Genomic DNA, 24107 nt, shown 5'->3' on the forward strand with positions numbered 1-24107 from the left:
ACAAGAGTTGGAACTAATAGCATTTTATATATATGGGAAAATATCGTCGACTAGTCATGGCGTCCATCGTGGGCCTTACATTTCAAAAAAAACTAAATGCACAAGATGCATTTGCTTCACTTGAAAAAAACTATAATGTTAGGGCTCATGATTTAATTCACGAACTCAACGCTACAAAAGATACGTTGATTTTAAAGAGTGATAAAAAAATTCATTATGTCTATTCTATAAACCGTGAATATAAACGTGAGATTGATACCTACGCTGGGTCATTTTATCATAAAGTTCCGTTAACCAACCTATCCAAAGGAAAACACGTTTTTGTAGTTTCATTATCTCCATTGAAGATTGTATTTGTGGTGAAGGTATTAAAAGATCATACAGAAGTATTACCAGTTGAAACCAAGGTAGTCGCTTTAAAAAATGAAGATAAATAGGCTTCAATAATTTATTCTCTTACTATCTGTGATAAAATTCCTTTGGTTTTATTTGCACTTTCAAGGAAATGACAGAAGTCATTAACTTCTACCGTTATTTGTGAATCTTATCAAGATTTAGAACCGCGTGAAATTGCTATTAAAACAAATAATAAAACTGTATTTTTGAAAACGGTTAAACGCATATCTAAATTTTGAATTACGAATTTTTTATTGCTAAACGCATAATTGGTAGCAAAGCCTATAAAAGTAGTGTTTCGGCACCAATAATTAAAATTGGTATTGCTGCCATAGCTATTGGTATTATTGTGATGCTTATTGCCATTGCCACTGGTTTGGGATTGCAGCAAAAGGTACGCGATAAGGTAGTTGCCTTTAATGGTCATGTGACAATTAGTAATTATGATAGTAATGTGTCTAATGAAACAGTTGTTCCAATAGCTATTGCGCAAGAATTTTACCCAAAATTTGAATCGGTTGAAGGCATAAAACATATTCAAGCGGTTGCTACCAAATTTGGAGTCATTAGAACCACAACTGACTTTGAAGGTATTGTTCTAAAGGGTGTTGGGAAAGACTATGATTGGTCTTACATTCAAGAATTTTTAATTGAAGGTCAACAGCCTAATTATTCTACTGGAGAAACAAGCAACGATGTTTTAATTTCAAAATACATCGCAGACCGATTGCAATTTAAGCTCGGTGATAGTTTTCAAGTGGTATTTGGTAAGGAAAATATTGACCAGATTCCAAATATCAGGCAATTTAAAATTGTTGGAATTTTCGATTCTGGTTTTCAGGAATTGGATAAAACGTTCATGATTGGTGATATTCGTCATGTACAACGTCTTAACAAGTGGAAATCTGATCAAATTGGTAGTTTTGAAATATTTCTTGACGATTTTACCAAAATTCAAGAAAAAGGCCTCGAGATTTATAAAGCAACACCAAGTGATCTCAACGCCGAAACGGTTGAACAAAAATACATTTCAACCTTCGAATGGATCAAAATATTTGACAATAATACCTATGGAATTATAGGCATTATGATTATTGTCGCTGGCATCAACATGATTACGGCTCTTCTGGTTTTGATATTGGAACGCACCCAGATGATTGGAATATTAAAAGCTATGGGTAGTTCTAATTGGAGCATCAGAAAAGTGTTCTTATATAATGCAACTTACTTGATTAGCCTTGGGTTGATTTATGGAAACGTAATAGGTTTAGGGCTCCTTTTTGCACAGCAGCAGTTTGGGTTCTTAAAGTTTCCTGATCCCGAACAATATTATGTATCAACCATTCCGGTGCATATTGGGTTGGATTATATTGTAATGCTCAATATTGGTACGTTTTTGGCCTGTTTATTAATGCTGCTCATCCCATCGGTTATCATTACCCGAATTTCCCCCGTAAAAGCCATACGATTTGATTAGCGATAAACAGTTTGTATTAGCTGTAGGTAATTTAGTTTTTTATTAGGTCATAGTTCCTTTTACTTTATAAAAACATTCGCGTATTTGTACTAAAAAATTACCTTTGCAGGATTAAACACTACACATGCAATACGCCAAAAATATACTCGAAACTATTGGAAACACCCCTTTAGTAAAACTTAATTCACTCACAAATGAATTGCCTTGCTTGGTCTTGGCTAAATACGAAACCTTTAACCCAGGAAATTCTGTTAAAGATCGTATGGCCTTGAAAATGATTGAAGATGCCGAGGCTGATGGTAGACTAAAACCAGGAGGAACAATTATTGAAGGAACTTCAGGGAATACAGGTATGGGATTGGCACTAGTAGCTATTGTAAAAGGCTATAAATGTATTTTTGTGATTAGCGATAAGCAATCCAAAGAAAAAATGGATATACTACGCGCAGTTGGTGCAGAGGTGGTTGTTTGTCCAACCGATGTGGCTCCTAATGATCCCCGTAGTTATTATTCGGTTTCCAAACGTTTGGCGACCGAAATTCCTAACTCTTGGTATGTAAATCAATATGATAACCCAAGTAATGCTAAAGCACATTATGAAAGTACAGGACCTGAAATCTGGAAGCAGACTGATGGGAAAGTCACACATTTTGTAGTAGGTGTGGGTACCGGTGGTACAGTTTCTGGCGTTGGAAAATATTTAAAGGAACAAAACCCGAATATTAAAGTATGGGGTATTGATACTTATGGCTCTGTATTCAAAAAATACCATGAGACAGGTATTTTTGATGAAAATGAAATTTACCCTTATGTCACCGAAGGTATTGGTGAGGACATTTTACCCGAAAATGTGGACTTTAGTATTATTGATGGATTCACCAAAGTAACCGATAAAGATGCTGCTGTCTATACCCAACGTTTAGCAAAAGAAGAAGGTATGTTTTTAGGAAACTCCGCTGGTGCGGCTGTTAAAGGCTTACTTCAATTAAAAGAACAGTTTACAAAAGATGATGTTGTTGTGGTTTTATTTCACGATCACGGGAGTCGTTATGTGGGAAAAATGTTTAACAACGATTGGATGAAGAAAATGGGGTATTTGGAATAGTTATCGATTAGGCATTCGGGAAATCATGATGCTTTTTGAGGTTTCTAACCTGTTCGCTATGCCTATCAATATGAAATCGTAAAAACTCAAAACGCTGGATAACATTTAAAGGGCCAGATATTGGATGAGGATAAATGATTTCTTCTAAATGCTCATGCGTCTTGAGCTCGACGTACAGATCTTTTAGTAAAACTGAACAGCTTTTAAGTGAGGTTGTCCAAAACTCCAATGAGCCTCCAATACGTGGTTCGGCACCTAATGGAACATCTTCTTTGGGTTTCCAAGTTAAATCAACAATGTCTTCAATACTTAATCCTTCATGGATGGCTGCTTTGGTCCAAACAGGGTTATTTGTTTTCTTGCCTTCAATGGCTTTCCACATGCCATTGATGCCTCCAAATTCGGCCCAATATAAATGTTCGGTATTATCGGTAATGGACCAAACTTTTGGTGATGGTTTAAAATGGCTTTGTGAGATACTTAATCCTTCACATTCTTTTAAAAATTGAGAACGGGCATTTTCAATCTGGTTAAAAAGATTTTGTAATGACATGGCTACTTATTTTAAAAGTAGGCAATGGCTTTGGCACTTTTAAAATTAACGATTTTATTTTCAGTATAAAAGTATTTGAATTTTGAATTCTGAAAATATTTACCTTTAGTTTATGCAAGAAGATTTTCTACATTACGTTTGGAAGTACCTAAAATTTGATGTGTTGCGTGCAACTACAGCTCAGCATGAGGCTTTGGATATTCTTTCGGTTGGGCAACACAATACCAATTCTGGCCCTGATTTTTTTAATGCGCAGATTAAAATTGGAGAACAGTTCTGGGCTGGCAATGTAGAAATTCATGTAAAAGCATCTGAATGGTTTGTACATAACCACGAACAAGATAAAGCCTATGACAATGTAATTTTACATGTGGTTTGGGAGCATGATACCAACATATTCAGAAAAGACAACTCTTGTTTGGCAACTTTAGAATTAAAGAAATTTGTTGATAACACACTTTTTGAAAATTATAAAAATCTTTTGACGAGTCCTTATAGAAAATGGATTAATTGTGAACAGGATTTTGCACAAGTAGATAATTTTGTAATCGACCATTGGTTAGAACGCTTGTATTTTGAGCGTCTCGAACGAAAATCTGAAACCATTTTAAGGTTATTGGAGACTTCTAAAAATGATTGGGAATCGGTCCTGTTTCAATTACTGGCCAAAAACTTTGGACTAAAGGTTAATGGTGATTCGTTTTTAAGTTTCGCACAATCTGTACCATATTCCGTAGTTCGTAAAGTACAATCTAATATTGATCAACTCGAAGCGTTGTTTTTTGGTCAAGCCGGTTTGTTGGATGACGAGGTTCAAGATCCTTATTTTATGCAATTGGCTAAAAACTATCAATTTTTAAAACAGAAATTCAAGTTAGAGAATAGCCATGTTATGCCGGTAAAATTTTTTAGGTTACGACCACCTAATTTTCCAACTATTAGGTTGTCCCAATTAGCAATGCTATATCATGGTTATCAGAATTTATTTTCAAAATTAATGGCCATCGAAACTTTGGAAGTCTATTATAAGGTATTTAAGGTTTCAGCTACTCAATATTGGGATAAACATTACTCGTTTAACAGCGCTTCAAAAGCCTCAAAGAAAGTCATGTCTAAATCCTTTATAAATTTGTTGCTCATCAATACTATTATTCCTGTAAAATTCAGCTATTCTAAATATTTGGGAAAAGACATTGATGACGAAATCATAAGTCTTATTCAAAGTATGTCTTCAGAAAAGAACAGTATTGTAGAAAAATTTGATAGTCTTAAACCTATTTCTAAATCTGCACTACAATCGCAAGCACTTCTTCAATTAAAGAATAGTTATTGCGAAAAGAATAGATGTTTACAATGTGGAATTGGCAATACGCTATTAACAAGGAATTGATTAACTTGCAGCATGAACATATTTTATAAAACCTTACTTTATTTTCAAAAACATGGGTATCATGTATGTCAACGTATCGCCGACCGTCTTGGAATAAGGGCTAAAGTCGTTCGTACATCTTTTATGTATTTAACCTTTGTCACATTAGGCTTTGGTTTTGCACTTTATTTGTTTATCGCCTTTTGGATACGAATAAAGGACCTAGTCTATACTAAACGCTCTTCAGTATTTGATTTGTAACAATGATCAATCCATGATTAAAATTATTTCGAACAAGAACCTACCCAGACATAGAAATACAAGAATTAAACACAATTTATAACATAAGTTAAGCTGTAAATGATTTTAACAGCAGATGTTTTAAAAACTCAATTTTTTTTAGCATCTTGTCGCCTTTAATTTTAAACTAACTAAACACTAAATTATGAAGAAATATCTTCTATCCATTCTAGCTATTGTATATCCCGCAATTATTTTTGCGCAAGAAGAAGAAATAGGTCTTGATGAAAAAATAGACCAAGCCTTTGCTCCAATTGCTCAATTTTTTACTGACGTTATATTTTTTCCAGTTTATCAGGACGACGTATATACAATACCATTTGTGTTAGTTCTATTAGTTGGAAGTGCTTTGTTTTTTACTATTTATTTCGGCTTTCCAAATATTAGATATTTCTGGACGGCAATAAGCACCGTTAGAGGAAAGTATGAAGATATAGAAAAGCACGGCGCTAAAGAACTTTACGGTGAAGGAGGTATTGCACAAGGACAAGATTTATCGAAGGTCGACATTGAAGAGCATTTAGTGAGTGTTGAAAACGATTTAGCAGTTGATGGTGACATAGTAGATACTATTAGAGACGAAAGTTCTGATGGTGAAGTTTCTCACTTTCAAGCTTTGGCCACTGCGGTTTCTGGAACAGTTGGTAATGGAAATATTGCTGGTGTAGCATTAGCTATTGCGCTTGGAGGCCCAGGTGCAACATTTTGGATGATAGTATGTGGGTTATTAGGGATGTCTACCAAATTTGTGGAGTGTACATTGGGTGTTCAGTATCGTGATGTCGGTGAAGATGGAACAGTATATGGCGGACCAATGTATTATATAAGTAAAGGACTTAAAGCAAAAGGCTTTAAAACCTTCGGAAAAATTGCAGCTGGTATATTCGCTGTTTTCTGTATAGGAGGATCCTTTGGTGGTGGTAACGCCGCACAATCTAATCAAGCCACTATTGTTATCAAAGAGCTTTTTGATTGGGAAAGTACAGCGGCAGGGGCTATTGTAGGTCTTGTATTGGCTATATTAGTTGGTATTATTATCATAGGTGGTATTAAGCGTATCGCGCAAGTAACAGAAAAGGTAGTTCCGTTTATGGCCCTATTGTATATCGTTGCTTGTTTATATATTATTTTTAGTAATTTCGGTTTAATTGATGATGCTGTTGGTCTTATTATTAAAGAAGCTTTTAATCCAACTGCTTTTGGTGTTGGTTCCTTAATTGGTGTTTTATTGGTAGGTTTTCAACGTGCGGCGTTTTCAAATGAAGCCGGTGCTGGTTCTGCCTCTATTGCGCATTCAGCCGTTAGAACTAAATATTCTGCTTCTGAAGGGTTAGTAGCATTATTAGAGCCATTTATTGATACCGTTGTCATTTGTACGATGACAGCTCTAGTAATTGTGATATTTAACCTTGGTGGATTCTTTGAATATGGCGGAGATGGTTCTGGAGTTATTTACATCGATGGAGCACCATTTGAAGGTGCCGGAATTACATCGCAAGCTTTTGCTCAATATATACCGTATTCAAATGTATTCTTAACTGTGGCTGTTGTACTCTTCGCAGTTTCAACAATGATTTCTTGGTCTTATTATGGACTGCAGTCTTGGAAGTTCTTATTTGGAAGAGGAAAGAGAGCAGATTTAGCTTATAAAATATTGTTTTTAACATTTGTGGTAATAGGTGCAGCAGCAAGTATGAACTCTATTTGGTCATTCTCTGATGCAATGATATTTGCGATGATCTTCCCAAATATGGTAGGTTTATTCTTGTTATTCCCAGTTGTTAAGAAACAACTAAGAAGATACCTTGATGCTATCAAGCTTAAAGCTGATGCCATAGAAGACTAATTTTTCTAATTATACATATGAAATCCCACTTTATGTTTTCTAAACAGCAGCGAAGTGGGATTTTTTTATTCCTAGTCCTCATAATTGTATTGCAATGTGTGTATTTTTTTGTTGATCTGCCTTCAAGTGAAATCACTGTAGATGAAAAGGAAATATCCAAATTTGAACATGAAATTGATTCCCTGCGATTGGCGGCATATGAAGAAAACAAACCAATTCTCTATCCTTTTAATCCTAACTATATTACAGATTATAAAGGCTACACTTTAGGAATGTCAGGTGATGAAATCGATAGACTTTTTAAATTTAGGGCACAAGATAAATGGATTAATTCTACTCAAGAATTTCAAAATGTAACAAAGGTATCAGATTCATTACTGGAAATTATTTCACCATATTTTCAATTTCCAGAATGGATTACTAATCCTAAAGTGAAAACGTCAAATTATAAATACCAAAGTTTTGGGGCTAAAACATTAGCAGAAAAACAAGACTTAAATACAGCTACGGCACAACAACTCCAAAAAATCAATGGTATTGGTGAAGCACTTTCAGATAGGATTATAAAATATAGAAATAAGTTCAACGGTGGTTTTATCGCAGATATCCAACTTTACGACATTTATGGGTTGAGCCCAGAAGTTATTGAGCGTATTTTGAATGAGTTTACAGTTAAAACGCCAAGATCCATTGAAAAACTAAATTTGAATACTGCAACGGCCAATCAATTAGTAACTATTCAATATATAGATTATGAAATTGCACATCATATTATTGAAAGGCGCATACTCATTGAAGGTTATAAATCACTTGACGATTTATTAAAGGTTAAAAACTTTCCAGTAAATAAAATTGAGATAATTAAGTTATATTTGACCCTCGAATAAAAATTAAAAATTGCGCATATGAATAGCATGTACTTCACTGAAGAACATCAAATGTTTAGACAGAGTTTAAAGGATTTCTTGCAAAAGGAAGTTGTTCCTCATATTGAAAAATGGGAAAAATCAGGAACCATTGATCGGTTTATTTGGAAAAAATTTGGAGAGATGGGATTCTTTGGACTTCCTTATCCTGAAGAATATGGGGGACTAAATCTAGATTTATTTTATACCGTTATTCTTTTAGAAGAAATGCAGAAAATTAATTCTGGTGGCTTTGCTGCTGCCATTTGGGCTCATGTGTATTTGGCAATGACTCATGTTAATAAGGAAGGAAATAACGACATTAAAGAGCGTTATTTAGCGCCAAGTATTACAGGAGATAAAATAGGATGCTTATGCGTAACCGAACCTTTTGGAGGAAGTGATGTTGCCGGAATGCGAACTACTGCAGTTAAAAAAGGAGACACCTATATTATAAATGGTTCAAAAACGTTTATCACCAATGGGGTTTATTGCGATTATATGGTTGTTGCTGCTAAAACAAATCCAGAATTAGGCAACAAGGGTATTAGTATGTTTGTTATAGATAAGGATACTCCTGGTGTTTCAGCTTCAAAATTAGACAAGCTAGGTTGGAGGGCTTCTGATACTGCAGAAATCGCTTTTGATAATGTTAGTATACCTGCTCATAATTTAATGGGTGAAGAGAATAAAGGGTTTCCGTATATAATGCAACATTTTGCGCTTGAGCGTTTAATTATGGGGATTAATGCCCATGCACGAGCAGAGTATGCTTTAGATTATGCGCAACAATACATGTCTGAACGTAAAACTTTTGGTAAAGCAATAAATAAATACCAGGCCCTTCGCCATAAATTTGCTGACATGTACAGTTTTATGGAAATCTGTAAAGAATATAATTATACGGTTGCTAGCAGACTAAATAAGGGTGAATACGTAGTTAAAGAAGCTACGATTTCAAAATTGCAGTCTACAAAAATGGCTGATGAGGTAGTTTATGGTTGTCTTCAGTTTTTAGGCGGTTATGGTTATATGGAAGATTATCCGATGGCAAGATTGTTTAGAGATAGCCGTCTTGGACCTATTGGAGGAGGCACTTCAGAAATCTTAAGGGAGATTATCGCCAAAATGGTTATCGATAAAAAAGATTATAAGCCAGCTACGAAATAAGCTTAAAATGTGGGTCTTAAGTGATTAATATTAAAGATGGTTAAAAAAAGTTTTTTTTTATTGCTAATTGTAAATAAGGTTTTATATTTGCAAACCGAAATTTAAAAGAGAGGAGGTTAAGACACTATGTTAATAATACCAATTAAAGAAGGAGAGAATATAGATAGAGCACTAAAGCGCTTCAAACGTAAGTTTGATAAAACTGGTGCGAAACGTCAATTGCAAAATCGTAAGCAATTCACCAAGCCTTCTGTAGAACGTAGAGCGCAGATTCAAAAAGCACAATACATTCAGAGATTAAGAGATCAAGAAAATATATAAATATATATTCAACATTTAAAAGTCCCGCAATTGCGGGACTTTTTTTTGTATATATCTATAGTTAATCTAAAATCTTTGTATTTTTAGATTGTACTACTAAATTCTACCATGTCGTTTAAATTATTTACGGATTATCTCGAACACGAAAAAAATTATTCAGGGCATACAATTATATCCTATCAAAGAGATTTAGAATCCTTTCAATCATTTATAACAAACGAGTGTAAGGATAATGAAGTAGCTCATGTGAATTATCCGCAAATTAGAAATTGGATTGTACATTTAGTAGACAGCGGAATCAGTAATAGAAGTATTAATAGAAAAATTTCGTCATTAAACACCTATTTTAAATTTCTTTTAAAAACAAATTCAATTACTACTAACCCATTAGCAAAACATAAGGCACTTAAAACAAGCAAAAAAGTTCAAATTCCATTTTCAGAGCAAGAAATGAATTTGGTTTTACAAGAGTTAAATCAAGACTCTGGTTTTGAAGCTGTTCGTAATAAGTTAATTGTGGAATTATTTTATGCAACTGGGATTAGACGCATTGAATTGATACAAATAAAAATTATCGATATTGACTTTTCAAATAAAACCTTAAAGGTATTAGGGAAGAGAAATAAAGAACGCTATATTCCGTTAATAAATTCGGTTATCGATACCTTACAATCCTATTTGGGAGAACGGAATAATCTTGAAGTTATAAAAGATAAATCATTTCTTTTTTTAACAAAAAAGGGAGTTAAAATTTATGAAACCCTTGTGTACAGAATTATAAATGATTATTTTAGTAAAGCATCTAGTAAAGTAAAGCGAAGCCCTCATATATTGAGGCACTCATTTGCTACGCATTTACTAAATCAAGGTGCAAATTTAAATGCTGTAAAAGAACTTTTGGGTCATTCAAGTCTTGCAGCTACTCAAGTTTATACTCATAATAGTATAGCAGAGTTAAAAAAGGTGTATGCCAATGCACACCCCAGAAGTAAGAAGTAACATGTAATGTCTAATCTAAAAATGAGAAATTAATAGCATCTCATTTTTATTAAAACCTGAACAGATGAAAGTAAACACGCAATCCGTAAACTTTAGTGCAGACAAGAAGTTAATTGATTTCATTCAAAAACGTATGGATAAGTTGGATTTATTTTATGACAAAGTCATCCAATCAGATGTGTATTTGAAAGTAGAAAATACCAGTGATAAGGAGAATAAAGTTTTTGAAGCACGCGTTAGTGTGCCAGGAGATAGTTTTGTTGTAAAAAAACAGTGTAAGACGTTTGAGGAAGGGGCCGATATGGCAGTTTCATCATTAGAAAGACAGCTAAAAAAGAGAAAAGAAAAATTAAGAGCACATTCGTAATAAAATTTTTCAAAAAATGTTTTGAATAAAAAAATAAATCTCTACATTTGCAGTCCGTTAGAAATAGCGGGCTTTTTTATGGTTAAAAAAGTAGTGAAAAGCCGATGTAGCTCAGCTGGCTAGAGCAGCTGATTTGTAATCAGCAGGTCGTGGGTTCGAGTCCCTCCATCGGCTCAAGTTCTTTTAAAAACTTAATGAAATATTTTGGGGAGATACTCAAGCGGCCAACGAGGACAGACTGTAAATCTGTTGTTTTTAACTTCGCAGGTTCGAATCCTGCTCTCCCCACAAAATATTCAAGGTCTAGACCTTAAAAATTGCGGGAGTAGCTCAGTTGGTAGAGCGTCAGCCTTCCAAGCTGAATGTCGCCGGTTCGAACCCGGTCTCCCGCTCAAAAATTTACGAGTTACGGTATGCGATTATTAATCGTAAATCTAAAATCGGCAAATCGTAAATGAAAAGCCGGTGTAGCTCAGGGGTAGAGCGTTTCCTTGGTAAGGAAGAGGTCACGGGTTCAAATCCCGTCATTGGCTCTTAAAAAAAATTGAATTGAACACTAATATTAAATAAGATTAAAATAAATTAAACATGGCAAAGGCAACTTTCGATCGTTCAAAACCACACTTAAATATAGGTACAATTGGACACGTAGATCACGGTAAAACAACTTTAACTGCTGCTATTACTAAAGTATTAGCTGATGCAGGTTTTTCAGAAGCAAGATCATTTGATCAAATTGATAACGCTCCAGAAGAAAAAGAAAGAGGTATCACAATTAATACGTCACACGTAGAATATGCAACAGCTAATCGTCACTACGCTCACGTTGACTGTCCAGGTCACGCGGATTACGTAAAGAACATGGTTACTGGTGCTGCTCAAATGGATGGTGCCATTCTTGTGGTTGCAGCGACAGATGGTCCAATGCCACAAACTCGTGAGCACATTCTATTAGGTCGTCAAGTAGGTATTCCTCGTATCGTTGTGTTCATGAATAAAGTGGATATGGTTGATGATGATGAGCTTTTAGAATTAGTTGAAATGGAAATCAGAGATTTATTGTCTTTCTATGAATATGATGGTGACAATGGTCCTGTTATTGCTGGTTCTGCTTTAGGTGCACTTAACGGTGAGCAAAAGTGGGTTGATTCAGTTATACAATTAATGGAATCTGTTGATTCTTGGATTGAAGAGCCATTACGTGAGGTTGATAAGCCTTTCTTGATGCCAATCGAAGATGTATTCTCTATTACAGGTCGTGGTACAGTTGCTACAGGTCGTATTGAAACAGGTATTGCTAATACTGGTGATCCAGTAGAGATTATTGGTATGGGTGCTCAAAAATTGACATCTACTATTACTGGTATCGAAATGTTCCGTCAAATCCTTAATAGAGGTGAAGCTGGAGATAACGCAGGTATCTTATTAAGAGGTATTGAGAAGTCTCAAATTTCTCGTGGTATGGTAATTACAAAACCAGGTTCTGTAACACCTCACGCTAAATTTAAAGCTGAAGTTTATATCCTTAAAAAAGAAGAAGGTGGTCGTCACACACCATTCCATAATAATTACCGTCCTCAATTCTACGTACGTACAACTGACGTAACAGGAAACATCGCGTTACCTGATGGAGTAGAGATGGTAATGCCAGGAGACAACTTAACTATTACTGTTGAGCTAATCCAACCAATTGCAATGAACGTAGGTTTACGTTTCGCAATTCGTGAAGGTGGTCGTACAGTAGGTGCTGGTCAGGTAACTGAAATTTTAGACTAAATATTACCATAAAAATATGAGTTAAGGTGTCATGCGAAAAAGTGTGACGCCTTGATTTATATTTACGGGTTTAGCTCAGTTGGTAGAGCACTGGTCTCCAAAACCAGGTGTCGGGAGTTCGAGCCTCTCAACCCGTGCGAATAAAAAGAAGGAGAGTAAATTACTCTAATAAACTAGAGCTTACTTTTTAAGATAATAAAAATCAGATGGCAGGAATTACAAATTATATCAAAGAGTCTTTTGAAGAATTAAAGAATAATGTCACTTGGCCAATATGGTCAGAAGTGCAACGATTAACTGTTGTAGTGGCTGTATTTTCAATCATTTTTTCATTGGCAATTTGGGGAGTAGATACTGTTTTCAGTAAAGTTATTAAAGCCTATTTTAGTTGGATTTAACTAAAAATAAAGTCGCAAGAATGTCTGAAACTAGTGTAAATAAAAAATGGTACGTCGTTAGAGCCGTAAGTGGTCAAGAAAATAAGATCAAGTCTTATATCGAAAATGAAATTTCTAGATTAGGTCTTGAGGATTATGTTGAGCAGGTTCTGGTTCCTACTGAAAAAGTAATACAAATTCGTAACGGTAAGAAGATAAACAAAGAACGTGTTTATTTTCCAGGTTATATAATGATTCAAGCTAATTTAAGTGGAGAGATTCCACATATTATTAGATCAATTACCAATGTAATTGGCTTTTTGGGAGAAACAAAAGGCGGAGATCCAGTGCCATTAAGACAGTCTGAAGTGAATAGAATGTTAGGTAAAGTGGATGAGCTTTCGGTAGATGCAGATGCTAACATCGCTATACCTTTTACTTTAGGACAAACAGTAAAAGTAATTGATGGACCATTCAATGGATTTGATGGGACCATAGAAAAGATAAATGAAGAAAAGCGTAAACTCGAAGTAATGGTGAAAATTTTCGGAAGAAAAACACCTTTAGAATTGAGTTATATGCAAGTTGAAAAAGTTTAATAATTGTTACAACAGATAGCGTATGTCTTTTTGCTTCCAATCTAAAAGATGTACAAACTAAATTTATTAAAATGGCAAAAGAATTAAGTAAAGTAGTTAAGTTACAAGTTCGGGGAGGTGCTGCGAATCCGTCGCCACCGGTAGGACCCGCTTTAGGAGCTGCTGGAGTTAATATCATGGAATTTTGCAAACAGTTTAACGCTAGAACTCAGGATAAACCTGGTAAAGTTCTTCCAGTTGTTATTTCTGTTTTCAAAGATAAATCCTTTGATTTTGTAATAAAAACTCCTCCAGCTGCTGTACAATTATTGGAAGCGGCCAAAGTAAAAAAAGGATCTGGAGAACCGAACAGAAAAAAAGTAGCGAAAGTAACTTGGGACCAAGTTAAAGCTATAGCAGAAGACAAAATGCAAGATTTAAATGCATTTACAATCGATTCTGCAATGAAGATGGTTGCAGGTACTGCAAGATCAATGGGTATAACTGTTAAAGGCGGTCAAGCACCCAACTAAAAATTTTTGAAATGGCAAGAATAACAAAAAAGCAAAAAGAAGCAAGAGCAAAAGTTGAAAAAAATAAACTTTATTCTCTTGAGGAAGCTTCAGCTTTAGTAAAAGAAATTTCTTTTACAAAGTTTGATGCATCAGTTGATTTGGCTGTACGCCTTGGAGTTGATCCACGTAAAGCCAATCAAATGGTTAGAGGTGTTGTTTCCCTTCCACATGGAACAGGAAAAGACATGAAGGTTTTAGCTTTAGTTACACCCGATAAAGAAGCAGAAGCTAAAGAAGCTGGAGCTGATTATGTAGGTTTAGACGAGTACCTTGAAAAAATAAAAAATGGATGGACAGATGTTGATGTAATCATCACTATGCCAGCTATCATGGGTAAATTAGGCCCTTTAGGACGTGTTTTAGGTCCAAGAGGTTTAATGCCAAACCCAAAAACAGGTACTGTAACAATGGATGTAGCGAAAGCTGTAGCCGAAGTTAAAGCAGGTAAAATTGACTTTAAAGTTGACAAAACAGGAATTGTACATGCTCCAATAGGTAAAGCATCCTTTGATGCAGAAAAACTAGTTGGCAATGCACATGAATTGTTAACAACACTAATGAAGTTGAAACCAACAGCTGCTAAAGGTACTTATGTAAAAAGTATTTACATGTCTAGTACTATGAGTCCAAGTATATCCATAGATACTAAAATTAATTAGTAGTTAAACTTTAATATTATGACAAGAGAAGAAAAATCACAAGTTATTGAAGAGTTGACTGCTCAATTAGCAGATAATACAAATATCTATTTAGCAGATATATCTGGATTAAACGCAGGAAACACTTCAGATCTACGTCGTGCATGTTTCAAAGCAAACATAAGATTGGCTGTAGTTAAAAATACATTATTAGTAAAAGCTATGGAAGCTTCTGAAAAAGATTTCGGAAATCTTCCAACTATATTAAAAGGTAATACCTCTGTAATGTATTCTGAAACTGGAAATGCTCCAGCAAAAGTAATTAAAGCTTTCCGTAAAAAATCTGATAGGCCTTTGCTTAAAGGAGCTTTTATTGAAGAAGCAATTTACATTGGTGATGAGCAATTAGATGCACTAGTTGATATCAAATCTAGAGAAGAGTTAATTGGAGATGTAATAGCATTATTACAATCACCAGCTAAGAACGTTGTTTCTGCTCTTAAATCTGGAGGAGGAAAACTAGCAGGGATCCTTAAAACCTTATCCGAAAAAGAAGGATAAACACAAATAAGTACGCACTTAAACAAATTATATTTTTAAAATTATTAAAACGATAGAAAATGGCAGATTTAAAAGATTTCGCAGAACAATTAGTTAATTTAACAGTAAAAGAAGTTAACGAATTAGCTACAATATTAAAAGAAGAGTATGGCATTGAGCCAGCTGCTGCTGCTGTTGCAGTTGCTGCAGGTGGTGGTGCTGACGCTGGTGATGCAGCTGAAGAAAAGTCAGAATTTGACGTAGTTCTTAAAGCCGCTGGTGGTTCTAAATTAGCAGTAGTAAAATTAGTTAAAGAATTAACTGGTTTAGGTCTAAAAGAAGCTAAAGAATTAGTAGACAATGCACCTAGCAACATCAAAGAAGGTGTTTCTAAAGAAGAAGCAGAAGGTTTAAAAGCATCATTAGAAGAGGCTGGAGCTGAAGTTGAGCTTAAGTAAGTTCAACAAACCTACAAATTTTGGTTTAGGTCTTCCAAGTTAATTGGAATGACCTAAACCCTTTTGTGTATATAAAATGTACATAAAAAAACAACTATTTTTTTAATCAAAATCTCGTTCATCGATGTTAGCAAAAACAGCTGAAAGATTAAATTTCTCCTCTATAGTAAACAGAACTGATTATCCAGATTTCTTGGATATTCAAATCAAATCCTTTCAGGATTTTTTCCAATTAGAGACTAAATCAGAACAAAGAGGTAATGAAGGCCTATATAATACCTTCATGGAAAACTTCCCTATAACAGACACAAGAAATCAGTTTGTTTTGGAGTTTTTGGATTATTTTATTGATCCCCCAAGATATACCATTGAAGAGTGTATAGAAAGAGGTCTAACTTATAGTGTGCCGTTAAAAGCAAGGTTAAAACTTTACTGTACTGACCCTGAACATGAAGATTTCGAAACCATAGTTCAAGATGTGTATTTAGGAACCATTCCTTACATGACTCCTAGTGGAACTTTCGTTATCAATGGTGCAGAGCGTGTTGTAGTTTCTCAATTACACAGATCACCTGGAGTATTCTTCAGTCAATCCTTCCACGCCAATGGTACCAAGTTGTATTCAGCCAGAGTTATTCCTTTTAAAGGATCTTGGATTGAGTTCGCAACAGATATCAATAGCGTTATGTATGCTTACATTGATAGAAAGAAAAAATTACCGGTAACTACATTGTTTAGAGCTATAGGCTTTGAACGTGATAAAGATATTCTTGAAATTTTTGACCTTGCTGAAGAAGTAAAAGTGTCAAAAGCCGGATTGAAAAAAGTACTTGGTCGTAAATTAGCGGCGCGTGTACTTAATACGTGGCATGAAGATTTCGTAGATGAAGATACTGGAGAGGTAGTATCTATCGAGCGTAACGAAATTGTATTAGATCGTGACACGATTATTGATAAAGATAATATCGAGGAAATCCTTGAGGCGGATGTGAAAACTATTCTTTTACATAAAGAAAGCGCACAACAAGGAGATTACGCCATTATACATAATACGCTTCAAAAAGATCCAACAAACTCTGAAAAAGAAGCTGTAGAACATATTTACCGTCAACTACGTAATGCCGAGCCACCGGATGAGGAAACAGCACGTGGTATTATTGACAAATTATTCTTTTCTGACCAACGTTACTCACTGGGTGAAGTAGGTCGTTATAGAATGAACAAAAAATTAGGTCTTGATATTGGTATGGACAAGCAAGTGCTTACTAAAGAAGATATCATTACCATCATTAAATATTTAATAGAACTTATCAACTCTAAAGCAGAGATTGATGATATTGATCACTTATCTAACCGTCGTGTACGTACTGTTGGTGAGCAATTATCATCTCAATTTGGTGTTGGTTTAGCTCGTATGGCACGTACTATTCGTGAGCGTATGAACGTTCGTGATAATGAGGTGTTTACGCCAATAGATTTGATTAATGCGAAGACCTTGTCTTCAGTTATTAATTCATTCTTTGGAACAAATCAGTTATCTCAATTTATGGATCAAACCAATCCATTAGCAGAGATTACACACAAACGTCGTTTATCGGCTCTTGGACCAGGTGGTTTATCTCGTGAAAGAGCAGGATTTGAGGTTCGTGACGTTCACTATACGCATTATGGTCGTTTATGTCCAATTGAAACTCCAGAGGGACCAAACATTGGTTTGATTTCTTCACTTTCAGTTTATGCTAAAGTAAACGGAATGGGCTTCATTGAAACGCCATATAGAAAAGTTGAAAATGGAGTAGTGGACATTAAAAATGCACCTACTTATTTAAGTGCTGAAGAAGAAGAAGATTTACTTATTGCTCAAGCCAATGTTAAAGTGGATGAGAATGGTAAAATATTTGACGAAAAAATTATTGCTCGTCAAGAAGGTGATTTCCCTGTAATTGATCCAGCAAATGCTAATTATACTGATGTTGCTCCTAACCAAGTAGCATCTATTTCAGCATCGTTGATTCCATTTTTGGAACATGATGATGCTAACCGTGCTTTGATGGGATCTAACATGATGCGTCAGGCTGTACCATTATTGCGTCCTCAGGCTCCTATTGTGGGAACTGGATTAGAACGTCAAGTGGCTTCAGATTCAAGAGTATTGATTAATGCAGAAGGTGATGGTGTTGTTGAGTATGTTGATGCTAATGAAATCATTATCAAATATGAGCGTACTGAAGAAGAAGCTATGGTGAGCTTTGATAGCGATACCAAATCTTATCCTTTAGTAAAATTCAGAAAGACCAACCAAGGTACTTCTATTAACCTTAAACCAATTGTGGTAAAAGGTGATAAAGTAACTAAAGGTCAGGTGCTTTGTGAAGGATACGCAACTGAAAATGGAGAATTGGCACTTGGTAGAAATATGAAAGTGGCCTTCATGCCTTGGAAAGGATACAACTTTGAGGATGCTATCGTAATTTCTGAAAAAGTGGTGCGTGATGATATTTTCACCTCTATCCATATTGATGAGTATTCATTAGAAGTTCGAGATACTAAATTAGGTAATGAAGAGCTAACAAATGATATTCCTAACGTTTCTGAAGAAGCTACTAAAGACTTGGATGAAAACGGTATGATCCGTATTGGTGCTGAAATTAAGCCGGGAGATATTTTAATCGGTAAAATTACACCAAAAGGAGAAAGTGATCCAACTCCTGAAGAAAAGCTTTTAAGAGCAATCTTTGGAGATAAAGCAGGTGATGTTAAAGATGCTTCATTGAAAGCATCACCTTCATTACATGGTGTAGTTATCGACAAGAAGTTATTCTCTAGAGCAATTAAAGACAAACGCAAGAGAGCAAAAGATAAAGAAGATATTGATGCTTTAGAAACTGTTTATTATAGAAAATTTGATGAACTAAAAGATATTTTAGTTGAAAAATTATTCGCAATTGTAAACGGAAAAACGGCTCAAGGTATCTTTAATGATCTAGGAGAAGAAATCATTCCTAAAGGAAAGAAATATACTCTTAAAATGTTAAATGCTGTTGATGATTATACACATTTAACATCAGGAACATGGACAACCGATGACCATACTAATGCGCTTATTGCTGATTTAATCCACAATTACAAGATTAAAGAAAATGATTTGCAAGGGTCATTGCGTCGTGAGAAATTCACCATTTCTGTTGGGGATGAATTACCTGCAGGAATTATCAAATTAGCTAAAGTATACGTTGCTAAAAAACGTAAACTAAAAGTTGGTGATAAAATGGCTGGTCGTCACGGTAACAAAGGTATCGTTGCACGTATTGTGCGTCAAGAAGATATGCCATTCTTAGAAGATGGAACTCCTGTTGATATCGTATTAAACCCGCTTGGTGTACCATCTCGTATGAACATTGGTCAGATTTATGAAACCGTACTTGGATGGGCTGGTCAAAAATTAGGACGCACTTATGCAACTCCTATTTTTGATGGCGCAACTTTAGATCAAATAAATGAGTTTACTGACGAAGCTGGAATTCCACGATTTGGTCATACTTATTTATATGATGGTGGTACAGGAGATCGTTTTGATCAACCTGCTACTGTTGGTGTGATTTATATGTTGAAACTAGGACATATGGTTGACGATAAAATGCACTCACGTTCAATCGGACCTTACTCATTGATTACGCAACAACCTCTTGGTGGTAAAGCACAGTTTGGTGGACAGCGTTTTGGAGAGATGGAAGTTTGGGCACTTGAAGCTTATGGCGCATCGGCTACACTTCGTGAAATCTTAACAGTGAAGTCTGATGATGTTATTGGTAGAGCTAAAACTTACGAAGCTATCGTAAAAGGAGAACCAATGCCAGAACCAGGATTGCCTGAATCATTCAATGTATTGATGCATGAATTAAAAGGTTTAGGATTAGATATTAGATTAGAAGAATAAATTTAAGGAAGCAGTTCACAGTCTTCAGTTAGCAGTACTATTTGCAACTAAAGACTGAAGACTGCTAACTGAAGACTATAAAGTATTATGGCAAGAAAACAAGATAAGAATACAGTACAGAGATTTAATAAAATCTCAATTGGTTTGGCCTCTCCAGAGTCTGTTTTGGCTGCGTCTCGCGGTGAAGTCCTAAAACCAGAAACTATTAATTATCGAACTCATAAACCAGAAAGAGATGGTTTATTCTGTGAGCGTATTTTTGGTCCTGTGAAGGATTTTGAATGTGCTTGTGGAAAATATAAAAGAATACGTTACAAAGGTATAGTTTGTGACCGCTGTGGTGTTGAAGTTACTGAAAAGAAAGTACGTAGAGACCGTGTTGGGCATATCAACCTTGTTGTGCCTGTTGCACATATATGGTATTTCCGTTCGTTACCTAACAAAATTGGGTACTTATTAGGACTACCATCTAAACGATTAGACATGATTATTTACTACGAACGTTATGTAGTAATTCAACCAGGTTTAGCAAAAAATGTTGATGGCGAGCCGTTGCAAAAAATGGATTTCTTAACAGAAGAAGAATATTTAAACATTCTTGAGTCACTTCCACAAGAAAATCAGTATTTGGATGATCACGATCCAAATAAATTCATCGCAAAAATGGGAGCTGAATGCTTGATAGATTTGCTTTCAAGAATTGATTTGAATGAATTGTCATATGATTTACGTCATAAAGCAAATACCGAAACCTCTAAGCAACGTAAAACAGAGGCCTTAAAACGTCTGCAAGTTGTTGAAGCGTTTAGAGATTCAAATGCCAATCGCGAAAATAAGCCAGAGTGGATGATCATGAAGGCTATTCCAATCATTCCACCAGAATTAAGACCTTTGGTGCCTTTAGATGGTGGGCGTTTTGCGACTTCAGATTTAAATGATTTATATCGTCGAGTTATTATTCGTAACAATCGTTTGAAGCGTTTGGTTGAAATCAAAGCTCCAGAAGTAATTTTACGTAATGAGAAGCGTATGTTGCAAGAATCAGTAGATTCATTATTTGACAACACACGTAAAGCATCTGCTGTAAAAACAGATTCTAACAGACCATTAAAATCATTATCAGATTCATTAAAAGGAAAACAAGGACGTTTTCGTCAAAACCTTTTAGGTAAACGTGTAGATTATTCAGCACGTTCGGTAATTGTCGTTGGACCAGAATTAAAATTATTTGAATGCGGATTGCCAAAAAACATGGCAGCAGAGCTTTACAAACCATTTATTATCAGAAAACTGATTGAAAGAGGTATTGTAAAAACTGTAAAATCTGCAAAGAAAATTATAGATAGAAAAGAACCAGTTGTTTGGGATATTTTAGAAAACGTTTTAAAAGGACATCCAGTACTTTTAAATCGTGCTCCTACGCTTCACAGACTTGGTATACAAGCTTTTCAGCCTAAATTAATAGAAGGTAAAGCTATCCAGTTGCACCCATTGGTATGTACTGCATTTAACGCAGATTTCGATGGTGACCAAATGGCGGTGCATTTACCATTAGGCCCAGAAGCAATCTTAGAAGCACAACTATTAATGTTGGCTTCGCATAATATTTTAAATCCAGCTAATGGATCTCCAGTAACTGTACCATCTCAAGATATGGTTCTTGGTCTATATTATATGACCAAGCTACGTAAATCTACTGATGAGGTTAAAGTTAAAGGAGAAGGCTTAACATTCTATTCTCCAGATGAGGTAACTATTGCTTACAATGAGAAGAAAGTAGAATTAAATGCCGGAATAAAAGTTAGAACCAAGGATTTCAATGAAAATGGAGAGTTAACTACCCAAATTATTGAAACTACAGTTGGTCGTGTCTTATTTAATGAGAAAGTGCCAGAAGCGGCAGGTTACATTAATCAGGTTCTTACCAAAAAATCTTTAAGAGATATTATTGGTAACATTTTGAAAGTAACCAGTGTTCCTGAAACAGCAGCATTCCTTGATGAAATTAAAACTCTAGGATATAAGTTTGCATTTCAAGGTGGTTTATCATTTAGTTTAGGTGATATTATTATCCCACCAGAAAAACAAAGTATGATCGATAAAGCTAATACTTTAGTTGATGGTATTATGGGTAACTATAATATGGGATTGATAACCAATAATGAACGCTATAACCAAGTTATTGATATTTGGACATCTACCAATGCCGAGTTGACCGAGTTGTCAATGAAGCGTATCCGTGAAGATCAACAAGGATTTAACTCTGTGTATATGATGCTTGATTCTGGAGCTCGTGGATCTAAAGAACAGATTCGTCAGCTTACAGGAATGCGTGGTTTAATGGCCAAGCCTAAAAAATCAAACGCAGGAGGTGGTGAAATTATTGAGAACCCTATTCTTTCTAATTTTAAGGAAGGTCTTTCAATTTTGGAATACTTTATCTCAACCCACGGTGCTCGTAAAGGTCTTGCCGATACCGCACTTAAAACTGCCGATGCGGGTTACTTAACCCGTCGTTTGGTTGATGTATCACAAGATGTTATTATCTATAGTGAAGATTGTGGAACGTTAAGAGGTATTGAAGTTTCTCCATTGAAGAAAAACGAAGAGATTATTGAAACTCTTGAAGATAGAATAGTAGGTAGAACTTCTCTTAATGATGTTTATGACCCATTAACTGAAGAATTATTGGTGAGTGCAGGTGAGCATATTAATGATGCTATTGCTAAACGTATTGAAGATTCTCCATTAGAGTCTATTGAAGTACGTTCTGCATTAACATGTGAAGCTAAACAAGGTATTTGTTCTAAGTGTTACGGCCGTAATTTAGCTACCGGTAAAATGGTTCAGAGAGGAGAAGCTGTTGGTGTTGTTGCTGCTCAGTCAATTGGAGAGCCAGGTACTCAGTTAACATTGCGTACATTCCACGTAGGTGGTATTGCTGGTAACATTTCCGAAGAAAATAAATTGATCGTTAAATTTGATGGTATAGCAGAGATCGAAGATCTTAAAACTGTTGAAAGTGCTGATGCAGAAGGCAAGAAAACACAAGTTGTAATTTCTAGAACTTCTGAATTGAAACTTGTCGATGAGAAAACAGGTATCACTTTGAGTACCAATAACATTCCTTATGGTTCATTCATTAATGTAAAACCAGGGGATAAAGTTAAAAAAGGTGATGTTATTTGTTCATGGGATCCATATAATGGAGTAATTATTTCAGAATTTGCTGGTAAAGTAAAATATGAAAACATTGAGCAAGGTATAACTTATCAAGTTGAAATCGATGAGCAAACAGGATTCCAAGAAAAAGTAATTTCTGAATCTAGAAACAAAAAGTTGATTCCAACGCTTCATATAGACGACGCTAAAGGAAATACTATACGTTCTTATAACTTACCGGTTGGAGCTCACTTAATGATTGATGACGGTGAAAAGATTAGTGTAGGAAAAGTTTTGGTTAAAATTCCACGTAAATCAGCTAAAGCTGGAGATATTACTGGAGGTTTACCACGTGTTACCGAGTTATTCGAAGCGCGTAATCCTTCTAACCCTGCGGTTGTAAGTGAGATTGACGGTGTAGTTTCTTTTGGAAAAATTAAAAGAGGTAACCGTGAGATTATCATAGAATCTAAATTAGGAGAGGTTAAAAAATATCTTGTAAAATTATCTAATCAAATTCTTGTTCAAGAAAACGATTATGTAAAAGCAGGAATGCCTCTATCTGACGGTTCTGTGACTCCAGATGATATCTTGAATATTAAAGGCCCATCTGCGGTACAGCAATATTTAGTAAACGAAGTACAAGAAGTATATCGTTTACAAGGTGTGAAAATTAACGATAAGCACTTTGAAGTTGTTGTTAGGCAAATGATGCGTAAAGTACAGATTATTGATTCTGGAGATACAATATTCCTTGAAGACCAATTAGTTCACAAATCTGATTTCATTGAAGAAAACGATAAAATCTTTGGAATGAAGGTCATTGAAGATGCTGGAGATTCAGCTACGCTTAAACCAGGTCAGATCGTAACGATGCGCCAATTAAGAGACGAGAATTCTATTTTACGTAGAGAAGATAAAAAATTGGCTGTGGCTAGAGATGCTCACCCAGCAACTGCAACACCAATTCTTCAAGGTATTACTAGAGCTTCATTACAGACGAAATCGTTTATTTCGGCTGCATCCTTCCAAGAGACTACAAAAGTACTTAACGAAGCAGCAGTAAATGCTAAAGTTGATGATCTTGAAGGTCTTAAGGAGAATGTAATTGTTGGGCATAGAATTCCAGCAGGAACAGGGGTAAGGCGTTATGAAAACATCATTGTAGGATCTAAAGAAGAATTCGACGAAATGATGAAGGCTAAACAAGAAATGAATTATAACTAAATAAGGTGAATATGGTTTCACTTCTTTATTG

21 protein-coding genes and 5 tRNA genes are annotated in these 24107 nt (G+C 35.2%); 25 read left to right on the forward strand and 1 reads right to left on the reverse strand.

Features of this window, described 5'->3' with window-relative positions; genetic code table 11:
* The first annotated feature begins 32 nt into the window (after nt 1-32).
* From ACFO5O_RS04365 to ACFO5O_RS04375, 3 genes are all read left to right on the forward strand, one after another.
* Nucleotides 33-437, forward strand: coding sequence for a hypothetical protein (locus ACFO5O_RS04365; RefSeq protein WP_387961303.1), 405 nt, complete (start codon nt 33-35; stop codon nt 435-437).
* A 194-nt stretch (nt 438-631) separates the two neighbouring features.
* Complete coding sequence (locus ACFO5O_RS04370; protein WP_387961305.1) at nt 632-1873, forward strand: ABC transporter permease; 1242 nt, start codon at nt 632-634, stop codon at nt 1871-1873.
* A 124-nt stretch (nt 1874-1997) separates the two neighbouring features.
* A complete protein-coding gene (locus ACFO5O_RS04375) occupies nt 1998-2978 on the forward strand; it encodes a PLP-dependent cysteine synthase family protein (protein ID WP_387961307.1) in 981 nt (326 codons plus the stop codon).
* 7 nt (nt 2979-2985) lie between these two features.
* On the opposite strand, the gene ACFO5O_RS04380 is transcribed toward ACFO5O_RS04375, so the two are convergent.
* The gene (locus ACFO5O_RS04380) at nt 2986-3531 is read right to left on the reverse strand and encodes a DinB family protein (protein ID WP_387961308.1); all 546 of its coding nucleotides are present in this window, start codon (nt 3529-3531) and stop codon (nt 2986-2988) included.
* A gap of 112 nt (nt 3532-3643) precedes the next feature.
* On the opposite strand from ACFO5O_RS04380, the gene ACFO5O_RS04385 reads away from it, so the two are divergent.
* The 22 genes from ACFO5O_RS04385 (at nt 3644) to rpoC (ending at nt 24076) form a co-directional block, all read left to right on the forward strand.
* Nucleotides 3644-4921, forward strand: coding sequence for a DUF2851 family protein (locus ACFO5O_RS04385; RefSeq protein WP_387961310.1), 1278 nt, complete (start codon nt 3644-3646; stop codon nt 4919-4921).
* A gap of 12 nt (nt 4922-4933) precedes the next feature.
* The gene (locus ACFO5O_RS04390; RefSeq protein ID WP_387961312.1) at nt 4934-5161 is read left to right on the forward strand and encodes a PspC domain-containing protein; all 228 of its coding nucleotides are present in this window, start codon (nt 4934-4936) and stop codon (nt 5159-5161) included.
* A 184-nt stretch (nt 5162-5345) separates the two neighbouring features.
* On the forward strand, nt 5346-7046 hold the full coding sequence (locus ACFO5O_RS04395) for an alanine/glycine:cation symporter family protein (RefSeq protein WP_387961314.1): 1701 nt from the start codon (nt 5346-5348) through the stop codon (nt 7044-7046).
* Between the two features lie 32 nt (nt 7047-7078).
* Complete coding sequence (locus ACFO5O_RS04400) at nt 7079-7933, forward strand: ComEA family DNA-binding protein (RefSeq protein WP_387961315.1); 855 nt, start codon at nt 7079-7081, stop codon at nt 7931-7933.
* Nucleotides 7934-7951: 18 nt separating this feature from the next.
* Nucleotides 7952-9121, forward strand: coding sequence for an acyl-CoA dehydrogenase family protein (locus ACFO5O_RS04405; RefSeq protein ID WP_387961317.1), 1170 nt, complete (start codon nt 7952-7954; stop codon nt 9119-9121).
* A 126-nt stretch (nt 9122-9247) separates the two neighbouring features.
* Nucleotides 9248-9442, forward strand: a complete 195-nt coding sequence (gene rpsU / locus ACFO5O_RS04410) for a 30S ribosomal protein S21 (protein WP_119029567.1) — start codon at nt 9248-9250, stop codon at nt 9440-9442.
* Between the two features lie 108 nt (nt 9443-9550).
* Nucleotides 9551-10441, forward strand: coding sequence for a tyrosine-type recombinase/integrase (locus tag ACFO5O_RS04415; RefSeq protein WP_387961319.1), 891 nt, complete (start codon nt 9551-9553; stop codon nt 10439-10441).
* 64 nt (nt 10442-10505) lie between these two features.
* Complete coding sequence (gene hpf / locus ACFO5O_RS04420; RefSeq protein ID WP_387961321.1) at nt 10506-10808, forward strand: ribosome hibernation-promoting factor, HPF/YfiA family; 303 nt, start codon at nt 10506-10508, stop codon at nt 10806-10808.
* Between the two features lie 100 nt (nt 10809-10908).
* Nucleotides 10909-10982, forward strand: a tRNA-Thr gene (locus ACFO5O_RS04425).
* Nucleotides 10983-11014: 32 nt separating this feature from the next.
* Nucleotides 11015-11096 (forward strand) — tRNA-Tyr (locus tag ACFO5O_RS04430).
* 31 nt (nt 11097-11127) lie between these two features.
* Nucleotides 11128-11200: transfer RNA gene (locus ACFO5O_RS04435), tRNA-Gly, on the forward strand.
* 69 nt (nt 11201-11269) lie between these two features.
* Nucleotides 11270-11341, forward strand: a tRNA-Thr gene (locus ACFO5O_RS04440).
* Nucleotides 11342-11396: 55 nt separating this feature from the next.
* Nucleotides 11397-12584, forward strand: coding sequence for an elongation factor Tu (gene tuf, locus ACFO5O_RS04445; RefSeq protein WP_387961322.1), 1188 nt, complete (start codon nt 11397-11399; stop codon nt 12582-12584).
* Between the two features lie 64 nt (nt 12585-12648).
* Nucleotides 12649-12721 (forward strand) — tRNA-Trp (locus ACFO5O_RS04450).
* Nucleotides 12722-12790: 69 nt separating this feature from the next.
* Entirely contained in the window at nt 12791-12982 is a 192-nt protein-coding gene (gene secE, locus ACFO5O_RS04455; protein WP_387961324.1) for a preprotein translocase subunit SecE, read from the forward strand.
* Nucleotides 12983-13002: 20 nt separating this feature from the next.
* A complete protein-coding gene (nusG, locus tag ACFO5O_RS04460; RefSeq protein WP_387961326.1) occupies nt 13003-13560 on the forward strand; it encodes a transcription termination/antitermination protein NusG in 558 nt (185 codons plus the stop codon).
* Nucleotides 13561-13631: 71 nt separating this feature from the next.
* Entirely contained in the window at nt 13632-14072 is a 441-nt protein-coding gene (rplK, locus tag ACFO5O_RS04465) for a 50S ribosomal protein L11 (protein WP_387961327.1), read from the forward strand.
* Nucleotides 14073-14083: 11 nt separating this feature from the next.
* Nucleotides 14084-14773, forward strand: a complete 690-nt coding sequence (gene rplA, locus ACFO5O_RS04470) for a 50S ribosomal protein L1 (RefSeq protein WP_387961329.1) — start codon at nt 14084-14086, stop codon at nt 14771-14773.
* Between the two features lie 18 nt (nt 14774-14791).
* Nucleotides 14792-15313: a 50S ribosomal protein L10 gene (gene rplJ, locus ACFO5O_RS04475; protein ID WP_387961330.1), complete on the forward strand. Its 522-nt coding sequence runs from the start codon at nt 14792-14794 to the stop codon at nt 15311-15313.
* 59 nt (nt 15314-15372) lie between these two features.
* A complete protein-coding gene (gene rplL, locus ACFO5O_RS04480; protein WP_387961332.1) occupies nt 15373-15750 on the forward strand; it encodes a 50S ribosomal protein L7/L12 in 378 nt (125 codons plus the stop codon).
* A 124-nt stretch (nt 15751-15874) separates the two neighbouring features.
* Nucleotides 15875-19687: a DNA-directed RNA polymerase subunit beta gene (gene rpoB, locus ACFO5O_RS04485; protein ID WP_387961333.1), complete on the forward strand. Its 3813-nt coding sequence runs from the start codon at nt 15875-15877 to the stop codon at nt 19685-19687.
* An 87-nt stretch (nt 19688-19774) separates the two neighbouring features.
* A complete protein-coding gene (gene rpoC / locus ACFO5O_RS04490; RefSeq protein ID WP_387961335.1) occupies nt 19775-24076 on the forward strand; it encodes a DNA-directed RNA polymerase subunit beta' in 4302 nt (1433 codons plus the stop codon).
* Nucleotides 24077-24107: the final 31 nt, after the last annotated feature.

This window comes from Geojedonia litorea, assembly GCF_042654525.1.
GTDB classification, from domain to species: Bacteria; Bacteroidota; Bacteroidia; order Flavobacteriales; family Flavobacteriaceae; genus Geojedonia; species Geojedonia litorea.